The organism is Streptomyces flavovariabilis (assembly GCF_000725785.1).
GTDB lineage: Bacteria > Actinomycetota > Actinomycetes > Streptomycetales > Streptomycetaceae > Streptomyces > Streptomyces hawaiiensis.
On record NZ_JNXD01000003.1, the window covers coordinates 168307 to 186516 of the forward strand.

Consider the following 18210-nt stretch of genomic DNA (forward strand, 5'->3'; position numbering starts at 1 on the left):
GCGGAGCCCGCGTCAGTCGTCGCCCCCGTCGTCTCCGCCGTCGTCGCCCTCCCCGTATCCCCCGGCCTGGCGCGGGCTCTCCGGCTTGGGCTGCTGCGGCCCGCCGTTGCCCGCCGCATCCGTCGGAGTCGCGGCGCCGGGCGGCGGCGCGGCAGGGGTCGGGGAAGCGGCCGGCGCGGACGGAGTGACATCGGCCACGGTGCCGGTCGTCGGCGTGCCGACATCCACCGGGCCGGTCGCCGGGCCGGTCGCCGGGCCGGCCTTCGGGTCGGCTTCCGGATCGGAGGAGAGAGACGAGGCGGAATCGCCCGACGGGGCGGCGGCGGGGCTGCTCGCAGTCGGGGACGCGTCGGGTTCGGTGCCCTCCGCGGTGGTGTCGGGCGAGAACCAGCGCATGCCGATGAGCATCGCGGCGAGGAAGAGAGCAGCGGCGGCGGCCGTCGCGGCCAGTCTCGTCCGGCTGCCGAGGCCGCCGCGCCCGCGGGAGCGACCCGAACGCCCCGCCTGGGCGGCCCGGGCCGCGGTGCGGTGCCCCGTGGTAGCGGGCAGCGCGTACGTGGTCGGGTTGCTGGTCTCGGCAGCCGCGTTCGGGCCGGGCGCGGCGTGCGTCGCCGCGGACGCGGTCGTCGGCCGCAGCGGCGGTGAGACCTCCGGCAGCGGCTCGGGCAGGCCGCGCCAGGCGCCCCCGGCGAACCACTCGGCGGCCTGCTGGGCGGTGGGCCGGTCCTCGGGCTGCTTGGCGAGCAGACCGAGGAGGTAGTTCTCGAACGCCGGCGGGAGTCCGGTGACACCGAGCTCGCGGGGCGGCACGGGGGTCGAGTCGAGATGCTGGTGGAGGAGGGCGACGGCGGTGTCGGCCTGGAACGGCGGGCGGCCGCTGAGCAGCTGGTAGAGCACGCACCCCAGGGAGTACATGTCGGAGGCGGGCCCCGCCTGCCGGCCGAGGGCCCGCTCGGGCGCGAGGTAGAGGCCGGTGCCGACGATCTGGCCGGTGGCGGTGAGGGCGGCGCCGGGGTCGTCGAGGAACCGCGCGATTCCGAAGTCGCCGATCTTCAGCGTGCCGTGGGCGTCCAGCAGCAGGTTGGCGGGTTTGACGTCCCGGTGCACGATGCCCTGCGCGTGCGCGGCGGCGAGCCCCGCGGCGGCCTGCGCGGCGAGACGGGCCACGCGCTCGGCGGGCAGCGCGCCGGAGCCGGTCAGCACCCCGGCGAGACTGTCGCCCTCGACCAGCTCCATCACCAGGTACAGCCGGTTGTCGTACTCGCCGAAGTCCAGGACGCCGACCACGTTGGGGTGGTTGAGACGCCCGGCGGTCTGCGCCTCCAGACGGAACCGGGAGGCCGCCGTGGCATCGGTGTCCTGGGGGAGCAGCAGCTTGAGGGCCACCGCTCTGGCGAGCGTCTCGTCGTACGCACGCCAGACCTCTCCCATTCCACCGCGCCCGATCTCAACATCCAGCCGGTAGCGGCCCGCTAGCAGCACTCGTCCTCGTCTCATGCGTGGGAAGGTCGTCGCCGCAGGCCGAACTCCCCGCTTCTGCACGGGGATTGGTGGGGGGTGCCGCAGCCGACCCAGGATACTGGCGCGACGTGACCACCAATCTCCGCAGCGGTGTCCTCGTAGGGTGCGGTTTCGGAAGTCCCGGAGCGAACAGGTCGCCCGCCGGAGTGAAGGTCGCGCGCGCCCGGTTGCCGCGGGGCGCCGGCGCCGGTTCAGGCCACCGCGCCCGCCCCCTTCTCACGGCGCGGCAGCACAGCCACCGCCAGAGCCGGTACGGCCGCGAGGACCAGCCACGGCACGGCGGCCGGCAGGCCCAGGTCGAGCAGGAAGCCGGTGGCCGCGCTGCCGGCCAGGACGATCAGCCCGGAGACGGACGACAGCGCACCCATGTAGAGCCCGAGCCGTCCCTCCTCGGCGAGGTCGGGCACCCAGGCGCGGGCGGCGGGCACCACCAGCATCTGCCCCACGGTGAGCAAGATCACGAAGCCGGCGGCCGGCAGCAGCGCGGCGGTGCCGGTCCAGCCGGCCGGGCGTGCCGCGGCCACCACCGCGAAACCGGACGCGATCAGCAGCAGCCCCGCGGTCATGGAGCGGCGCAGATCGAGCCGGTCGCCCGCCCAGCGGGTCACCGGCAGCTGGGTGAACACCACCAGCACCGAGGACAGTGCGAAGAGCCAGGACAACGGCGCCTGGGAGCCCGCCACGCGCTGCACCTCGTCCGGCAGGGCCAGATACAGCTGGTTGTAGGCGAGCAGATAGGTGCCGTAGGCACAGCACAGGGCGAGGAAGCGGCGGTTGCGCAGCAGGGCGCGGGCCCCGCCCCGCTCCCGGATACGGATCCGGCCGGGGATGTGCTGCGGCATCAGCCACAGGTGCCCGGCGAGGACGAGCACGAAGACCGCGGCACCGGCGAGGCACGCGGTGCGGAAGTCGACGGCGAGCAGCAGCGCGCCGAGCAGCGGCCCGACGAACGCCCCGGCCTGGCCCGCCACGCTGAACAGCGCGAGGACACGGGTGCGCGGGCCGCGCCCGTCCTCCTCCCAGACCACCGACTGGCGGGCCACCTCGGACTCCACGGCGGGAGAGAACAGCGCGGCGGCGAATCCGATCACCAGCACCGCCCCGATGACGGTCCAGCTCGCCTCCGCGTACCCGAGCCACACGAACCCGGCGATCCGCAGCACGCAGCCGGCCAGCACGACCGGCCGCACCCCGAACCGGTCGACGAGCCAGCCGCCGACGACGAACAGCCCCTGCTGGCTGAAGGTGCGCAGCCCGAGCACGAACCCGACCAGCCAGCCCGCCATGCCGATCGCGGTGCCGAGATGCTCGGCGAGGAACGGCAGGACGGCGTAGAAGCCGATGTTGAAGGCGAGCTGGGTGAGGATCAGCAGCCGCAGCAGCGGCGACAGCTCCTTGCAGAGGCGCCAGGTGCTCTCGCGCGGGGACTTCGGTGCCCCGGCGTCGGAGGTACGGGCGGCCTTGCGGGCCAGCACCCGGGAGAGGAGGTCGGTCATCGTTCTTCCGTCTGTGAGGCGGGCACGGGAGTCAGGCGGGCGCCGGGGCGGTCCCGTTGCCGCTGCGGGGCCGTGGCGAGCCGGTCCGCGGGCGGTTGGGCCGGCCCTGTGGGCCGTTTGCGCCGCCGGGGCAGCCGTACGCCGCCCGCGGCCGTCACCGCGAGCGCCCCGAGCAGGGCGAGCACGGCGGCGGGGAAGAGGACGGCCCACGGGGCGCGTTCGGCGTACGGCTGGTTCTCGGCGAGCAGCAGGCCCCACTCCGGGGAGGGCGGTTGGGCGCCCAGGCCGAGGAAGCCGAGCGCGGCGAGGTTCAGCGCGATCCCCGGGAGCCGCAGCAGGGCGTGCCGGGCGACCGGGGGCAGGACGGCGGGCAGCAGTTCGTGCCGGAGCAGATACCAGCGGCCGGCGCCCAGCGCCCGGGTGGCCGTCAGATGGGTGGTCGAGCGTTCCTGCCGCAGCAGGGAGGAGGTGTGCACGGCCAGCGGGGACCAGGCCACGACTGCCACGGCGAGCGCGGGTGTCCAGGGGCCGCTGCCCAGGACGCCGGTGACGAGGAGGCCGGACAGTACGGGCGGTACGGCACTGAGCGTGTCGGTCAGCGGCCCGGACAGCCTCGGCAGCAGCCCCAGCAGCAGCCCGGTGACGAGGGCGGCGGCGCTCACCGCGAGGGCGGTGCCGAGGGTGGTCAGCGCGCCGTGGGAGATCCGGGCCAGGATGTCGCGGCCGAGCGCGTCCGTGCCGAAGGGATGCTCCGGGGAAGGGGCTCGCAGCCGGGCGAGCGTGTCCAGGGCGAGCGGGTCGCGGGGCAGCCCGAACCCGATGACGGCGGCCAGCAGTCCCCCGTAGAGCAGCGGGAGTGTGCGGGGCGCGGGCGGCCGGGGCCGGTGCAGGGACTGCAGGGCGCCGTCGTGCAGCGCCGGACCGATCAGCAGGCGGGCGGCGAGCCGGGCGAGAACGCCGGCGGTGGCCGCGAGCAGGACGAGAGCGAGTGTGCCGGTCTGCAGGGCGGGCAGGTCCTGGGCGAGCGCGGCGTGCAGGGTGAGCCGGCCGAGGCCCGGGATGTCGAAGATCTGCTCGACGGCGACCGATCCGCCGGTCAGTCCGACCACGAACAGCGCCAGGTTGGGCAGCAGTCCGGGCACGCAGCGGCGCACCGCGTGCCGGGCCACGGACCTCGGCGGGACACCGCGTGCCGCTGCCGCCATGGCCCACGGCTCCGCGAACGCGCCGGGCAGCAGGTCGTCGAGCATCCGCCCCAGGACCGCCCCGGCGGGCAGGCCGAGGGCGAGCGAGGGCAGCACCATCCACTGCGGCCCGTACCAGCCCAGGGCGGGCAGCCATCCCAGCTGCACACCGATCAGCGAGGCCAGCACCGAGGCGACGAGGAACTCGGGCAGCGCGGCCAGCACGGCCGGCGCCGTCCCGCCGGGACGACGGCCGGCGAGCCGGCCCCGCGCGCCCAGCCGGAGCGTACGGGCGCAGACGGCGGCCGCCGTGCCCGCGGCGACCACCAGGGCCCCGGCCATCAGCAGCAGCGACACGCCGAGCGCCTGCACGACGCCCGGCAGCACGTGGGCGCCGGACACCCAGGACGTGCCCGCGTCCCCGTGCAGCAGCCCGCCCAGCCAGCGGCCGAGCAGCACCAGTGGGCCGTCGTCGAGGCCCAGTTGGTCCCGGATGGCGCGCAGGGTCTCCGGAGTGGGGTCGCGGTCCGCCGACCGCGCCCGGAGCACGGTCAGGGCGGGGTCGGTGCGCGACAGCCACGGCAGCAGGCCGATACCGCAGACCAGACAGGCCACGAGCACCGTCCGCCACAGCAGCGTCGGGGCGCCGCTGCGCGCGAGTGCGCGCAGAGCGGCGGCGGCACCTTTCGTCGAGGGCGTGGGCGAGCTGTTCAGCGCCGGGTCCCCGTACCTATGAGGGTGCGCTCGTAGGGATCGGGCAGCGCGCCCTGCACGGACGTCGCGATGCCCGCGACGAGCTTCAGATGCACCAGCGGGATCACCGAGTCGGTGCCGAGGACGGCCGCCTCCGCCTTCATGGCGGCGTTCTGCCGCTCGGCCGTGCCGGACTCGGCCTGGGCGGCGGCGACCAGCTTGTCCACGTTCTCGTCGCACAGGAACGACAGGTTGTTGGAGCCGTCGCAGGTGTAGTCGCTCGCGAGGACGGTGACCGGGTCGCCGGTGTCCAGCATCATGTTGCGGGAGAAGACCGCGGCGTCGAACTTGCCGCCCAGCAGGTCGCCTTCGAGGCGCGCGTACGTGCGCACCTCCAGCTTCACCTCGAACCCCGCCTTCTGCAGCTGCTGCTGGAGTATCTGGGCGGCCTCCGGCAGCTCGGGCCGGTCGTTGTAGGTGGCGAGCGTGATGTCCGTGCCGTCGGGATCGGCGGCCTTCGCCCGTCCGGCCGGTTCGACGCGCTTGCCGGCCGCCCAGGTCAGGGCCGGACCGAAGAGGCCCTGTGCGGGCACGGCATACCCCTCGTACGCGCCCTTGGCGATGACCGAGGTGTCGATCGCCTCGCGTGCGGCTGCCCGCAGCCCCGCGTCGGTGAAGGCGCCGGACCTGGTGTTGAGGTAAAGGCCGGTGTTGCGGGCGGTGTTGACCTCGTGGACGGTGTCCTTGTCCAGGGACGACACCTGGGCGACGGGGAGGGACTCGGCGATGTCGACGTCGCCGGTGCGCAGGGCGTTGGCGCGGGCGGTGCCGTCGGAGACGAAGCGGGCGGTGATGCCGGACGCCTGGGCCCGGCCGCCCCAGTAGTCGTCGAAACGGTCGAGTGTGGCCGCCGTGTCACCGTCGACCTCGGTGAGGGCGAAGGGACCGGTGGCGGTGCCGACGACGTCCACCTCGCCCTTCGCGTCGTACGCCTTCGGCGCGAACACCGAGAGGGACGGGTTCGACAGCCGCAGCGGCAGTACGGGGTCGGCCTCTTCGGTGCCGACCCGGACCCGCTGGTCGCCCTCGGGTGTGGCGGTCAGCCGCACGCCGGAGATCGCGGAGGGCGCCGGGTCGGCCTTCCCGGCGGCCGTGAGGGAGGCGGCGACGGCCTTGGCGGTGACGGCCTCGCCGTCCTGGAACCTCGCGTCCCGCAGGGTGAACACCCAGCTCTTGCCGCCGTTCTCACTGCTCCACGACTCGGCGAGGGCGGGTACGGCCGTGCCGTTGGCATCCAGCTTGGTCAGCCCTTCGATCACACCGAGCCGGGACAGGAGCATCGCGTCCTGGCCGTACGGCGAGTAGTTCTCGGTGGGGGCGAAGGGGAGGGCGACACGCAGGCGTGCGCCTTCGGCGGCGCCGGAGGAGGCCGATGAGCCGTCACCGGAGGACGCGAAACAACCGGAGAGCAGGGGCAGCACGAACAGCCCGGCTGTGAGCCGGCGGGAAGTTCTCATGGCGTACATGAATATCATTTTCGTTAAGCGAACGGTATTTCGAAGTGCACCGCCCCGCTGCCGCCGCCGGGCACCTCCTCCCGCTCGTCGCACACCACCTTGCCCAGCGCCTGCCACAGGCCCATCGCGCCGGGGGAGTGCGGGTACGTGTGCAGATACACGGACCGGTATCCGCCGTCGGCCCGGGCGAACTCCAGCAGGCCGTCCACGAGCCGCCGGGCCAGTCCGCGCCGCCGGTGTCCGGGGCGCACGTACACCCGCCGGAGCTGTGCCGTCTCGCCCGAGGGGAAACGCTCGGCCAGCCAGCCGGGGTTCGGCGGGTGCGCCGGGCCGCGCGCGTCCAGAGCCGCCGTGGCCGCCACCGTCCCGTCCTGCTCGTCCACGGCGACCAGGAGAGCGTGCCGGGGCGGTGTGACGTAGAACGACACCGGATCGATGATGTCGGCGTGCCAGTGCGGTACGTAACCCGTGCCGAAGTCGCGGTACACGGCGTCGAGCATCACCGCCCTGGCCTCGTCGATGTCGGCCTCCACGGCTTGCCTGATGCTGTACTCACGCATTTGCGCATCATATGCAAGAGGATCTCGACGTCAGTCGGGGGCCACCGGTGTGATGTGGCTCAGCACGCACAGCCAGCGGCCCTGCCGCCGTACGAACACGTCCGTCGTCCACTCGTCGGCGTCGTGGCGTTCGCCCTGATAGTGGGCCGTGTTCGTCACCCGGCCGGTCACCACGGCGGTGTCGCCGTAGACGCGGATCCTGGGTTCGGTCCTGAGGTCCATCGCCGAGTGGGTGAGCGTGCCGGACTCCACGAGGGAGAGGAATCTCTCCTTCGGGTCGATCCCCGAACCGGAGACGAAGACCCACTCGTCCGCCATGAAGCTCGCGATCCGCGCCGGGTCGTCGGAGACGATCGCCCCGGCCCAGTCCTTCACCAGGCGGACGAGCTGAAGGGCGGCTGCGGAATCGGGCTCTTCGCTCATAGCGCGACCGTCATGGTGTCCAGGCGGTGATGCGGGGTGTTCTCGGCCCAGGGTGACCTGCCGCGGCCCGGGTCAGGTCTCGGACGGGGCGAGCAGCACGAAGTCCGCGTTCGCCGGGTCGAGGCAGACGGCGAGCCGGCCGACGCCCTCCATGTCCTCCGGGCCCATCTGCACGCTGCCGCCGCCCGCGGTGACCTCGGCCACCGCCGCGTCGCAGTCCTCGACGGCGAAGACCGGGTGCCAGTACGGCCGCCCACCCGTCAGGGTCAGGTCCTCCTTGCGGAGCTGCATGAGCCCGCCGTGCATCCGGTCCTCGGAGAGCCCCGAGGGGGTGATCAGGGTGTACGCGCCCGCGCCGCCCGGCAGTGGCATGTCGCTGAACTGCCAGTCGAAGAGGGCGCCGTAGAACTCCCGCGCACCCGCGGCGTCGGACGTGTACAGCTCCGTCCACGACAGCGAGCCCGGCTGGTCCACCAGCTCCAGGCCCTTGTTCGTCCCCGGCTGCCAGACGGCGAACTGACCGCCCAGCGGGTCGCTGTACTGCGCCATCCGGCCCCAGTCGTCGAGGTCCATCGGCGCGACCCGCACGGCGCCGCCCGCCTGCTGCACGGCCTGTGTCGTGGCGTCCGCGTCGGCGACGCAGTAGTACAGCATCCAGGCCGGGCGCGCGCCCTCCTCGGTGAGTTTGCCGAGCCCGGCGACGATCTTGCCGTCCTTCTTGAACATCCCGCCCTCGAAGTCCTCGCTCTCGCCCATGGACTCGTAGTCCCACCCGAGGACGGCACCGTAGAAGGCGGCGGCGGCGCGGACGTCCGGAGCGCCCAGGTCGAGCCAGCAGGGGGAACCGGGGACGTAGTCCGTCGTGATCATGGCGATGCTTCCCTTCGGCGGGGCCTGTGTGCCCAGCGTGACACCGCGCACCGGCCACCGCCCGTCGGCGGCTCCCCGTTTGGGGGACGCCCGGCGGATGCCGGGGGGATCAGTGGACGGACAGCCCGCCGTCGACGAAGACCGACTGCCCGGTGACGTAGGCGGATGCCTCGCTCGCCAGGAAGACGGCCGCGCCCGCGAAGTCCTCGGCGAGGCCGTTCCGCCCGATCATCGTGCGGGCGGCGAGGGCGGCCACCTTCTCCGGGTCCGTCGACAGCCGCGCGTTGAGAGGTGTCATGACGACGCCCGGCACGAGGAGGTTGCAGGTGACGCCGCGCGGCGACCATGCCTCGGCCTGGGAACGCGCCAGTGCTTCCAGCCCGCCCTTGGAGGCGCCGTAGGCGCCGCTCTGGACGAACGCGCGATGCGCCTGCTGCGAACTGATGTGGATGATGCGTCCGTACCCGCGCTCCGCCATACCGGGGCCGAAGCGCTGCCCCAGCAGGAACGGCGCCTCCAGATTGACGGCCATCGTGGCGTCCCAGACGTCCTCGCCGAGCTCGTCCATCGGCGGACGCAGGTTGATCCCGGCGCTGTTGACCAGGATGTCGGGCTCCCCGAACACCCCGGCCGCCCGCTCGGCGGCCGTCCGCACACCCTCGCGGGTGCTCAGATCCGCGCTGACCCACGCGGCGCGGCAGCCCCGGGCCGTCAGCTCCTCCACCGTCGCCGCCAGCCCGGCCTCGCCGCGGGCCACGATCACCACGCTCGCCCCGGCCCGCGCGAGTGCGCCGCTGATCGCGCGACCGATACCGGAACTGCCACCGGTGACCACCGCGACCCGGCCCTCCAGGGAGAACAGTTCGGAGAGGTAAGCCTGGGGCGGCGCAGGCGCCTCGGCCGGCCGAGGCGGATCCGTCGGTGGTGTCGGCTGTGTCGTCATGGCGACCCACTCTAGGTCGATCATCCGGCCGGTCCCGCGCGGCGAGCCCCGGCCGACTTCCCGCGTGTATACCCCCCCAGGGTATATGATCGCCTCATGGACCACACCGCTCATGAACCGGAGAAGCGTCCGCACGGGGCCGCGTCCTGGGGGACCGCCGTGAAGGCGACGCTGCACTGTCTGACCGGATGTGCGATCGGCGAGATCCTCGGCATGGTGATCGGCACCGCGCTGGAGTGGGGCAACGTGCCCACCATGGTGCTGGCGATCGGGCTCGCGTTCCTCTTCGGCTACTCGTTCACCCTGTTCGCGGTCCTGCGCTCCGGACTCGGCCTCAAGGCCGCGATCCGGATCGCCCTCGCCGCGGACACGGTCTCGATCGCCGTGATGGAACTCGTGGACAACGCGATCATCGCGCTCACCCCGGGCGCGATGGACGCCCATCTGTCGGACGGCCTCTTCTGGTCCGCGCTCCTGGGCGGTTTCGCGGTCGCCTTCCTGGTCACGACTCCGCTCAACAGATGGCTGATCGGCCGCGGCAAGGGCCACGCCGTGGTCCACGCCCACCACTGACGCGATGTCACCCCAGCGTGGCGACGGCAGAACCGGGCGGGGTCACGCCCGGTCGCCCCGGGAGGCAAACCCGCCGGGTGCGGTTTCAGCGCGGCCATGGCGTCGTACGAGGAAGACTTCAGGGTGACGGCCCACCGAGGTCCATGCCCGGGTGCCGGACCAGACGCCGGTTCAGCCCTTGAGCAGGCGCACTCGACCGTCAGGGAGTTTCGGCCACCAGTGGTGGTAGCGGCGGTAGACCTCGGTGTCGCGGCCGGCCAGCAGCGCCGACAACGACACGGCCTCCGCGGCGAGTCCGTCCCACGCGGCGCTCGGCAGGTCGTGGAACGCCGTGGCCTCGATACCACCGTCGACCGCGCGCCACACGCCGGCGACCCGGCCGTCGACCAGCAGCGTGGGCAGCACATCGCCGTTCGCCCGGATCACCAGACGGCGATACGCCGGCGGGATCACGCGGCTGCGGTCGGCGTGGGCCAGCAGAACGCTGTCCCACATGGCCATGAGCCGGGGTGGTGCCGGCGTGTCCGCCGGTGGGCGCGAGGCGCCCGGCACGTCGTACAGGAGGGTGCCGTCGGGTCCCCGGAGCTGCTCCACCCCGTCGCCGAGGGCGAGCAGCGCGCGGCGTACGGGGGCGCGCTGCACCATGGCGAACTGCGCGACGTCCGCCACCGACGCGGGCCCGAAGCCCGCCAGGTAGCGCAGGACGAGGTGGCGCAGCGCCTCCGTCGCCGTCTCCCGCCCACCGGGTACAGGGCCGGTCCGTGCCGCGACGAACGACGACCGGGGGCCGAACGACCACGGCCCGCCGGTCGGGACATGGAGCAGCGGCGCGTACGCCTTGAGCCCCCACCACGCCCCGGCCTTCCTCTCCGCGCCGACCTGTTCCGCCAGCCAGTCCTGCATCTCGGCGGCCGTCCGAGGCCGGTCCGCGAAGTCCAGCAACTCGGGCACGAGCGCCTCGCCGTCGGCCGGCGTGAGCCCCGCCGCGGCGAAGCGGTACCCGAGCCGTGAGGCGTACAGGGTCTGCTGCATCGCCTCACGGAACACCTGGTAGTCGTCCGCGTGGACCGCGTGCAACGTGATCCGCATCAGGGTCGCCTTGACCACTTCACGCCCCGCGAACGCGGTGTCCAGTTCGGCCGGCGCGAACCCGGCCAGCCGGTTCCACAGGGCCACATACGGTGAAGCGGCATGCTGCGCCTGGAGCGCCACCACACGCCGCACCGCCTCCCCGGCCTCCATCACCTCCCGCCCCAGCAGCAACTGACGCCCGAGGGTGGCCCGATTGAGCTCCTGCGCGGTGATGTCCACGCCGGGGATTCTGCCGTGGCCCCACCGGAGTCACCGGCTCCGCGACAGTGGCCTGGATCACATGGCTCGGATTGAGTGTCCGGCGGGGGAGGTGTCCGTACTCCTGGGTGGCGGGGTGGGGGCCGGATGCGAGGATGAGGCGCCATGACAGTCGGGTGGTGTGCTCGCGCGATACGGGCCGCGGTGTTCGCGGCCGTCTGTGTCGTGCTCGCCGCCCTGGGGCACGTCATGATGTCCGGCGACCACGTGTCCCCGCCGACGCTGCTGGCCGGCTGGGCCGTGACGGGCGTGACGGGCTGGTGCCTGGCGGGCCGCGAGCGCGGACCGGGCCTGGTCGTCGCCGTGGCCGTGGCCGTCCAGACGGCCCTGCACTCGGCGTTCTCGCTCGGGCCGCCCACGCCTTCCGCGCCCGGGGCGCACTCCATGGACACGCCGTCCATGAGTCATGGCATGGGCTCCATGAGCCACGACATGAGCTCGGGCGCCGTGGACTCCATGTCCCCGCACATGGCGCACGTCCCCGGCGGTGACTCGTCCCTGGGCATGCTCGCCGCCCACCTCCTGGCCGCCCTGTTGTGCGGCCTGTGGCTGGGGCACGGGGAGCGGGCCGTCTTCCGGCTGCTGCGCGCCGTGGGCAGCCGGCTCGCCGCACCACTGCGGCTCGTGTTCGCCCTGCCCGCACCGCCGCCCCCGCCCGTGCGCCAACGGCGACGGCCGTCGAACCGCACGCCGCGCAGCCTCCTTCTCGTCCACGCGATCACCACCCGGGGACCCCCCGCGGGGGCCGCTGCCGCCTGACGGCAGCCAGTGGTGACCGGGGCGGCCATTGCCCGCCCCGGTAGCGGTCGTACGCCTGTGCCTACGCGCCCACCTGTAAGAGGGCGCGCCTCCTGAGGCGCGGTACGGGCACGCCCGCGCCCCCCCCGCTCACCGGACCGCGCGGCACGCGCGCACGCCCGGCCTCACGGCCGGCCCGCTCACGTCCTCGCGGTCCCGGCACCCCGAGAAGGACATCAGGTGATCACTCCTGCCCTGCCCCTTCCGCACGAAAGATCGGCGTCGGCCGACGAGTCGATAACCGCCTGGGCGCTGGCCGCCCGCGGCGGCGACTCCGCGGCCGTCGACCACTTCGTGCGCGCCCTGCACCGTGACGTCATCCGGTACGTCGCCCATCTGAGCGCCGACCCGCAGGCGGTGGACGATCTGGCGCAGGACACGTTCCTGCGGGCGCTCGGCAGCCTGCACCGGTTCGAGGGCCGTTCCTCGGCGCGGACCTGGCTGCTGGCGATCGCCCGGCGCGCGGTGGCCGACAGCATCCGGTACACCGCCGCACGCCCCCGCCCGGCCGACCTGCCGGACTGGGAGCCGGCGGCCGAACTCGCCCAGCCGCGTGGCCTGCCCGGTTTCGACGACGGCGTGGCGCTGCTGGAGCTGCTGGCCGGGCTGCCGCACGAACGCCGCGAGGCGTTCGTCCTCACGCAGCTGCTCGGACTGCCCTACGCGGAGGCCGCCGCGCTGAGCAACTGCCCGGTCGGCACCATCCGTTCCCGAGTGGCCCGCGCCCGCGCGACGCTCCTCGCCCTGCTCGCCGCGGCGGAGGAACCGGACCCCGCTCTCACCGCGGCCTGACCCGTCCGGACCGGCGGTGCCCACCGGCTCTGGCCGGTGGGCACCACCGGCGACGGTCGCGCTCGCCCCTCACTCCACGCGCCGCACCGACTGCCGGATCACCAGCCGGGTGCTCAGCACCAGGTGGTCGTCGACCGCGACCCGCTCCTCCACCTCCCTCCAGAGGGCGGCGACCCGGGAGTTGGCGGGCTGGGTCAGGCCGGAGTGATCTCCACCGGCAGCTTCTTGATGCCGTTGACGAAGTTGGAGCGCACCCGCGGCACGTCGCCGGTCAGGCGGATGTCCGTCAGGCGCGGGATCAGTTCCTCGAACATGATGCGGATCTCGGTGCGGGCGAGGAGGTTGCCCAGGCACAGGTGGGGGCTGCCCTTGCCGAAGGTGACGTGGTCGTTGTCGCGGCGCGTGACGTCGAAGTCGTAGGGGTTGCCGAAGACCTCCTCGTCGCGGTTGCCGGAGGCGAACCACATCACCACCTTGTCGCCCGCCTTCACCTGCTTGCCGCCCAGCTCGACATCGCGCGTGGCGGTGCGGCGGAAGTGGTAGACGGGGGAGGCCCAGCGCAGGAACTCCTCGACTGCGGCCGGGATCCGCGAGGGGTCCTCCTGGAGGCGGGCCAGCTGCTCGGGGTGCTGGATGAGGGCCAGCATCGAGTGGGAGATGGTGTGCCGGGTGGTCTCGTTGCCGGCGACGACCAGCAGGAGGAAGTAGTTGTCGAAGTCCTGCGGGGAGAGCGGGACTCCGTCGCGGGGCGTGGTGTTGACCAGGTGGGAGACCAGGTCGGTGCCGTCGCCGCCCCGGCGCTGCCGGGCCAGCTCACGGCCGTACTCGAAGACCTCCAGGGAGGCGGGCGAGCGGAAGGGCAGGTCGCGGTACTGCTCGCTCTCCTTGCTGTGCAGCAGGACGTCCGCGTAGTCGGGGTCGGTGTGGCCGATGATGCGGTTGCCCCAGTCGATGAGCTTCTGGTTGTCCTCCGGAGGCACGTCCAGCAGCCGGGCGAGCACGTTGATGGGGAAGTCCGCCGAGACGTCCTCGACGAAGTCGAAGCGGCCCTTGGCGAGGGCGGCGTCGAGGGTCCTCGCGGTCAGCCCGCGCAGGAAGTCGGTGTAGCCGCTGATCACGTTCGCACCGAACTGCCGCTGGATCAGGCTCCGCAGCGCCCGGTGCCGCACCCCGTCCAGTTCGAGGATCGAGGCGCGCTTCTTGATCTGGTCGTCGTCGACCTCTTCCAGGTTGACGAACTTCGTCGACGTGAACGTCTCGGCGTCGCGGTCGACCCGCACGATGTCCTGGTGCCGGGTCAGCGCCCAGAATCCGGAGTTGGGCGCCTCCTCGGGCTGCCAGTGCACCGGGTCCTCGTGGCGCAGGGTGTGGAACATCCGCCACGGCGTCACACCGTCGGTGAAGCGGTCCAGGTCGGCGAGGTCCACGTCGGCCAGGGGCAGCGGCTCGCGCACGGCGTCGGTCGGGGTCTCGGTCGTCATCGGCATGCTCCTCGGCGTCACAGGGGGCGTCACAGGTGGTAGGCGTACTCGGTGAACTCCCAGTCCGTGACATGCCGGTGGAAGCGTTCGACCTCGTCGCGCTTGTAGGAGAGGAAGGACGTGGTGAAGCCCTTGCCGAGCAGGTCGGTCAGGGCGGTGTCCGCCTCCAGCGCGTCCAGCGCGGCGGACAGGGTCTGCGGCAGGACGGCCGAGCGGGCGGTGTCGTAGCCGTAGCCCTCCAGCGGGGCGGGCGGCTCCTCGCCGGCCAGCACGCCCAGCAGCGCGGCGGCGGCGGTGCCGGTGATCGCCAGGTAGGGATTGGCGCTCGCGTCGCCGAGGCGCAGTTCGAGCCGGGCGCCGGTGCCGCGCTCGGGCGGGATGCGCACCATGGCGCTGCGGTTGTCCAGCCCCCAGTCGATCAGCCAGGGCGCGAGGGTGTCCGGGCCGAAGCGCTTGTACGAGTTGACCGTGGGGTTGAGCAGCGCGGCGAGGGCCGGTGCGTGGGCGAGGACGCCGGCGACGGCGTGCCGGGCGGTGGCGGACAGGCCGTACGCGCCTGTCGGGTCGTCGAAGGTGTTGCGGCCCTCCTCGTCGTCGCAGGACAGATGGAGGTGGAAGCCGGAGCCGCCCGCGTCGTTGAAGGGCTTGGCCATGAAGGTGGCCAGCCGGCCCTCCTTCCGCGCCAGTTCCTTGATCGCGGCCTTGAAGCGGAACGCGCGGTCGGCGGCCGACACGGCGTCCGAGTGGGCCAGGTTGATCTCGATCTGGCCGCCGTCGAACTCGTGGTTGCCGCTGATCGCCCCGACCCGCAGATCGCGCACGTGGCGCAGGGTGCGCAGCAGGTGGTTGTCCGGGTCGGCACGCAGCCCGGCGGTGTAGACGACCCCGGTGCCGGGCGCGTAGCGGCGCCAGCCGCCCGACGGGTCCGGCTCGCACAGGAAGTACTCGAGCTCGGGACCGACGACCGGGCGCAGCCCGTGCTCGGCGCACCGGGTGAGGACGGACCGCAGCAGATCGCGGGGCGACTCGGGTGCGGGCGCTCCGGTCGCCGGGTCGACGACCTCGCCCAGACAGGCGGCCACCCCCGGCTCCCAGGGCAGTGGCACCAGCGTGTCGAGGTCCGGACGGACGCAGATGTCCGGCAGCCCCGCGTCCAGCCCACCGCTGACCGGGACCACGTCCCCCTGCGGGCTGGTGTGGTAAACGGCCCGGCAGAATGCCAGGCCGTGCTCACAGGCCCTGGGCAGCTCCTCGAGCAGCACGTCACGCGCCCGGTCGGTGCCGATCAGGTCGGGATAGGTCACCCGGACCACGTCGATGCCGTCGGCGGCGAGCCGGTCCATGTGGCGGCGGACTTCTTCGGAATCGTGAGCGCTCACCGTTGTCTCCTCGGGCGGACGTCGGGACACCTCCGGGACGGGGGGCCGGGGAGGCGGGTGGCGTGAGAGCGAGCGTCCGGGCGCGGCGGAGCCAGGACCGCCCGGTGCTTGTTTGATGCCAAACGGTAAGGCGGGGCGAGAGGCCCCGCAAGAGGGTCGGGGCCAAGAATTTATCCATCCGGATAGCTCTTGACCAGACCCCGGCCCCTGCCTACCTTGTTTGAAGCCAAACGAGTTCGGGATGCTTCTCAAGCACCCCGTTGGCCGGGGCCCGGCCCCTTCCGGCCGGGCCCCTTTCCTTCCGCTTCGACGCCCTCACATTCAGGAGGACCGGCCATGAAGGTCGTCGTCGACATGAACAAGTGCCAGGACCACGGCCAGTGCGTCTTCTCGGCGCCCGACGTCTTCCGGATGGACGACGACGGCCGCCTCGCCTACGTCCCCGACCCCGACGACGCCCTGCGCGACGAGGTCGAGGAGGCCGCGGACGTCTGCCCGCTGCAGGCCATCCGGATCGAGGACTGACATGAGCGGGCGCATCGTCGTCGCCGGCGCCTCCCTCGGCGGACTGCGGGCCGCCGAGCAACTGCGCGCCGCGGGCTGGACCGGCGGCATCACGGTGATCGGCGACGAGCCGCACCCGCCGTACAACCGGCCCCCGCTGTCCAAGGAGGTCCTCGCGGGCAAGGCGGCCTTCGCGTCGCTGGCCTTCACGCCGAAGGCGTCCGCGACGGACGTCGAGTGGCGGCTGGGCACGAGGATCGTCTCGGCCCGGCTCGCCCGGCGGACCGTCGAGCTCGACGACGGCGCGGTGCTCCCCTACGACGGTCTGGTCGTCGCCACCGGGATGCGGCCCCGCCGCCTGCGCTGCCCCGGGCCGGTCGCCGGTCGCCACACGGTCCGGACGATCGACGACGCCCAGGTGCTGCGGGACCGGCTGACCCCCGGCGTACGGGTCGTCGTGGTCGGCGCCGGGTTCATCGGCTGCGAGGTGGCCGCCACGGCGGTCGGACTCGGCGCTGCCGAGGTGACCGTGGTCGATCCGCTGCCGCTGCCGATGGTCGGGCCGCTCGGGGAACTGCTCGCGCGGGAACTGCGCAGGCGGCACGAGCAGCGCGGGATCCGCTTCGTGCTGGGTGCCGGCGTGGCCGGGTTCGAGGGCGGGGACCGCGTCACCGGTGTCGTGCTGAGTGACGGGTCCGTGCTGCCCGCCGATGTGGTGGTGGAGTCCGTGGGATCGGTCGCCAACACCGAGTGGCTGGAGGGCAACGGACTCGACCTGAGCGACGGCGTGGTCACCGACGCGCAGCTGCGCGTCGGCGGCCGTCCCGACGTCGTCGCGGTGGGCGACGTCGCCCGCTTCCCGAACGCGCGCTACGACGGTGTGCCCCGGCGGGTCGAGCACTGGTCGGTGCCGACCGACTCGGCCAAGCACGCGGCGAAGGTACTCGTCGGCGGCGACGCCGGCCTGGCGCCGTTCGCGCCGCTCCCCACCTTCTGGAGCGACCAGCACGACTTCCGGCTGCAGTCCTTCGGGGCGCCCGTCCTGGGGCTCGGCGACGTCCGGGTGCTCGACGGCGACCCCGCCGGGGATGTCCTGGTCGGCTACCACCGCGACGGACGGCTGGTCGGTGTCGTGGCGCTCGGCGGACCCTCAGCGGCCCGGGCCGCCGCCCGGTACCGCGCCGAACTGCTGAAGCAGCCCGCCCTCACCCCGCAAGGAGCCCTCTCGTGACCGGTCTTCGTGGTTACTTCCATCCCAAGACGGCGACGGGCGCGTCGTCGCTGATCCCGTCCCCGCCGTGGCGCTACTCCGGTGACCTGCTCACCGTCGAGTACCGGACGGATCCCGCCCGCGTACGTGAACTGCTCCCCGAAGCACTGGAGCTGGCGGATGAGGACCCGGGTGCGGTCGCCCTGATCTGGGCCGACTGGCAGTCCTGCTCGGCGTCGGGGGAGGAGCTGCTGGACCCCGTGCGGGCGCAGTACAAGGAGGCGTTCGCGGTGGTGCGGTGCCGGTTCCGGGGGCAGACGTACTCGAGGTGCGTCTACATCTGGGTGGACAAGGACTTCGCGATCGCGCGGGGGCTGCACCAGGGGTATCCGAAGAAGCTCGGCTCCATTCACCAGACGCGTCCGCATCCCTACGGGCCCGCTCCGCGGATCGAGGCGGGGGCCCGGTTCGGGGCGACGCTGGCGGCCTCGGACCGGCGTCTCGCGCAGGCCGTGGTGACGCTGCGGGAGCCTTCCGAGAGCGGCGGGTTCGTCAACGCGCATCCCATGGCCCATCACCGGTGGCTGCCGTCGATCGAGAAGGGGAAGGGGCTGGCGCTCGACGAGCTAGTCGAGTCCGGGGCGGCGTCCTTCGAGGGCGGTCAGGCGTGGGTGGGGGACGCGGAGCTGGAGCTGTTCGAGGCGCCTACGGAGGAGCTCGCGCGGCTGGAGATACGGGAGCCGATCGCTGCGTATTACCGGCAGGTCGGGGTCGTTTGGGACGGGGGGCGGCTGCTGGAAAGTGGTACGTCCGGAGCGGGTGCCGAGTAGTGCCGGTGGTCGGGTGCGGGTTCGTCGTGGCTGTTCGCGCCCACGCGGCGGAGCCGCAAATGATTACAGCCCCGCGCCCCTGAGGA

At 73.1% G+C, this 18210-nt stretch carries 17 protein-coding genes; 6 read left to right on the top strand and 11 right to left on the bottom strand.

The features are described from left to right. Positions 1 to 12: 12 nt before the first annotated feature. The 8 genes from IO24_RS0108200 to IO24_RS0108240 all read right to left on the bottom strand — a co-directional run bounded on the left by IO24_RS0108200 (position 13) and on the right by IO24_RS0108240 (position 9207). A complete protein-coding gene (locus IO24_RS0108200; RefSeq protein WP_234335160.1) occupies positions 13 to 1497 on the bottom strand; it encodes a serine/threonine-protein kinase in 1485 nt (494 codons plus the stop codon). Between the two features lie 215 nt (positions 1498 to 1712). Further along, positions 1713 to 3017, bottom strand: coding sequence for an MDR family MFS transporter (locus tag IO24_RS0108205; protein ID WP_031133429.1), 1305 nt, complete (start codon positions 3015 to 3017; stop codon positions 1713 to 1715). After that, positions 3014 to 4822, bottom strand: a complete 1809-nt coding sequence (locus IO24_RS0108215) for an ABC transporter permease subunit (protein ID WP_078898948.1) — start codon at positions 4820 to 4822, stop codon at positions 3014 to 3016. The genes IO24_RS0108205 and IO24_RS0108215 overlap by 4 nt, the downstream gene beginning before the upstream one ends. 89 nt (positions 4823 to 4911) lie before the next feature. Next, positions 4912 to 6411 carry an ABC transporter substrate-binding protein gene (locus IO24_RS0108220; RefSeq protein WP_031133433.1) on the bottom strand — a complete coding sequence of 500 codons (1500 nt, stop codon included), beginning with the start codon at positions 6409 to 6411 and terminating at the stop codon, positions 4912 to 4914. 23 nt (positions 6412 to 6434) lie between these two features. Next, the gene (locus IO24_RS0108225) at positions 6435 to 6971 is read right to left on the bottom strand and encodes a GNAT family N-acetyltransferase (protein ID WP_031133435.1); all 537 of its coding nucleotides are present in this window, start codon (positions 6969 to 6971) and stop codon (positions 6435 to 6437) included. Positions 6972 to 7001: 30 nt separating this feature from the next. Next, on the bottom strand, positions 7002 to 7394 hold the full coding sequence (locus IO24_RS0108230; RefSeq protein WP_031133437.1) for a nuclear transport factor 2 family protein: 393 nt from the start codon (positions 7392 to 7394) through the stop codon (positions 7002 to 7004). Positions 7395 to 7466: 72 nt separating this feature from the next. After that, entirely contained in the window at positions 7467 to 8264 is a 798-nt protein-coding gene (locus tag IO24_RS0108235; RefSeq protein WP_031133439.1) for a VOC family protein, read from the bottom strand. Between the two features lie 109 nt (positions 8265 to 8373). Further along, positions 8374 to 9207 (bottom strand): SDR family NAD(P)-dependent oxidoreductase, encoded by an 834-nt coding sequence (locus IO24_RS0108240; RefSeq protein ID WP_234335159.1) that lies wholly within the window; start codon positions 9205 to 9207, stop codon positions 8374 to 8376. Positions 9208 to 9303: 96 nt separating this feature from the next. On the opposite strand from IO24_RS0108240, the gene IO24_RS0108245 reads away from it, so the two are divergent. Beyond that, a complete protein-coding gene (locus IO24_RS0108245) occupies positions 9304 to 9780 on the top strand; it encodes a DUF4396 domain-containing protein (protein ID WP_031133443.1) in 477 nt (158 codons plus the stop codon). Positions 9781 to 9951: 171 nt separating this feature from the next. On the opposite strand, the gene IO24_RS0108250 is transcribed toward IO24_RS0108245, so the two are convergent. Continuing rightward, complete coding sequence (locus IO24_RS0108250) at positions 9952 to 11091, bottom strand: winged helix DNA-binding domain-containing protein (RefSeq protein WP_031133445.1); 1140 nt, start codon at positions 11089 to 11091, stop codon at positions 9952 to 9954. 144 nt (positions 11092 to 11235) lie between these two features. On the opposite strand from IO24_RS0108250, the gene IO24_RS0108255 reads away from it, so the two are divergent. Together IO24_RS0108255 and IO24_RS0108265 are read left to right on the top strand one after the other, a co-directional pair. Further along, positions 11236 to 11889, top strand: coding sequence for a hypothetical protein (locus tag IO24_RS0108255; RefSeq protein ID WP_078898938.1), 654 nt, complete (start codon positions 11236 to 11238; stop codon positions 11887 to 11889). A gap of 219 nt (positions 11890 to 12108) precedes the next feature. Next, positions 12109 to 12720 carry a sigma-70 family RNA polymerase sigma factor gene (locus IO24_RS0108265; RefSeq protein ID WP_031133448.1) on the top strand — a complete coding sequence of 204 codons (612 nt, stop codon included), beginning with the start codon at positions 12109 to 12111 and terminating at the stop codon, positions 12718 to 12720. Positions 12721 to 12914: 194 nt separating this feature from the next. On the opposite strand, the gene IO24_RS0108275 is transcribed toward IO24_RS0108265, so the two are convergent. Further along, positions 12915 to 14201, bottom strand: coding sequence for a cytochrome P450 (locus tag IO24_RS0108275; protein WP_420823201.1), 1287 nt, complete (start codon positions 14199 to 14201; stop codon positions 12915 to 12917). A 29-nt stretch (positions 14202 to 14230) separates the two neighbouring features. Then, on the bottom strand, positions 14231 to 15580 hold the full coding sequence (locus IO24_RS0108280; RefSeq protein ID WP_031133452.1) for a glutamine synthetase family protein: 1350 nt from the start codon (positions 15578 to 15580) through the stop codon (positions 14231 to 14233). Between the two features lie 336 nt (positions 15581 to 15916). On the opposite strand from IO24_RS0108280, the gene IO24_RS0108285 reads away from it, so the two are divergent. Genes IO24_RS0108285 through IO24_RS0108295 form a run of 3 tightly spaced genes read left to right on the top strand, consistent with a single transcriptional unit; the run spans position 15917 to position 18124 of the window. Next, entirely contained in the window at positions 15917 to 16105 is a 189-nt protein-coding gene (locus tag IO24_RS0108285; RefSeq protein WP_031108213.1) for a ferredoxin, read from the top strand. 1 nt (position 16106) lies between these two features. Further along, the gene (locus IO24_RS0108290) at positions 16107 to 17315 is read left to right on the top strand and encodes an NAD(P)/FAD-dependent oxidoreductase (RefSeq protein WP_031133454.1); all 1209 of its coding nucleotides are present in this window, start codon (positions 16107 to 16109) and stop codon (positions 17313 to 17315) included. Further along, positions 17312 to 18124, top strand: coding sequence for an acetoacetate decarboxylase family protein (locus tag IO24_RS0108295; protein ID WP_031133456.1), 813 nt, complete (start codon positions 17312 to 17314; stop codon positions 18122 to 18124). The genes IO24_RS0108290 and IO24_RS0108295 overlap by 4 nt, the downstream gene beginning before the upstream one ends. Positions 18125 to 18210: the final 86 nt, after the last annotated feature.

Bases quoted from the DNA above. Each gene is read 5' to 3' on its own strand.
- IO24_RS0108220 (WP_031133433.1), bottom strand. From the start codon at position 6,411: ATGAGAACTTCCCGCCGGCTCACAGCCGGGCTGTTCGTGCTGCCCCTG.
- IO24_RS0108285 (WP_031108213.1), top strand. From the start codon at position 15,917: ATGAAGGTCGTCGTCGACATGAACAAGTGCCAGGACCACGGCCAGTGC.
- IO24_RS0108255 (WP_078898938.1), top strand. From the start codon at position 11,236: ATGACAGTCGGGTGGTGTGCTCGCGCGATACGGGCCGCGGTGTTCGCG.
- IO24_RS0108200 (WP_234335160.1), bottom strand. From the start codon at position 1,497: ATGAGACGAGGACGAGTGCTGCTAGCGGGCCGCTACCGGCTGGATGTT.
- IO24_RS0108275 (WP_420823201.1), bottom strand. From the start codon at position 14,201: ATGACGACCGAGACCCCGACCGACGCCGTGCGCGAGCCGCTGCCCCTG.
- IO24_RS0108225 (WP_031133435.1), bottom strand. From the start codon at position 6,971: ATGCGTGAGTACAGCATCAGGCAAGCCGTGGAGGCCGACATCGACGAG.
- IO24_RS0108290 (WP_031133454.1), top strand. From the start codon at position 16,107: ATGAGCGGGCGCATCGTCGTCGCCGGCGCCTCCCTCGGCGGACTGCGG.
- IO24_RS0108235 (WP_031133439.1), bottom strand. From the start codon at position 8,264: ATGATCACGACGGACTACGTCCCCGGTTCCCCCTGCTGGCTCGACCTG.
- IO24_RS0108230 (WP_031133437.1), bottom strand. From the start codon at position 7,394: ATGAGCGAAGAGCCCGATTCCGCAGCCGCCCTTCAGCTCGTCCGCCTG.
- IO24_RS0108205 (WP_031133429.1), bottom strand. From the start codon at position 3,017: ATGACCGACCTCCTCTCCCGGGTGCTGGCCCGCAAGGCCGCCCGTACC.
- IO24_RS0108240 (WP_234335159.1), bottom strand. From the start codon at position 9,207: ATGACGACACAGCCGACACCACCGACGGATCCGCCTCGGCCGGCCGAG.
- IO24_RS0108245 (WP_031133443.1), top strand. From the start codon at position 9,304: ATGGACCACACCGCTCATGAACCGGAGAAGCGTCCGCACGGGGCCGCG.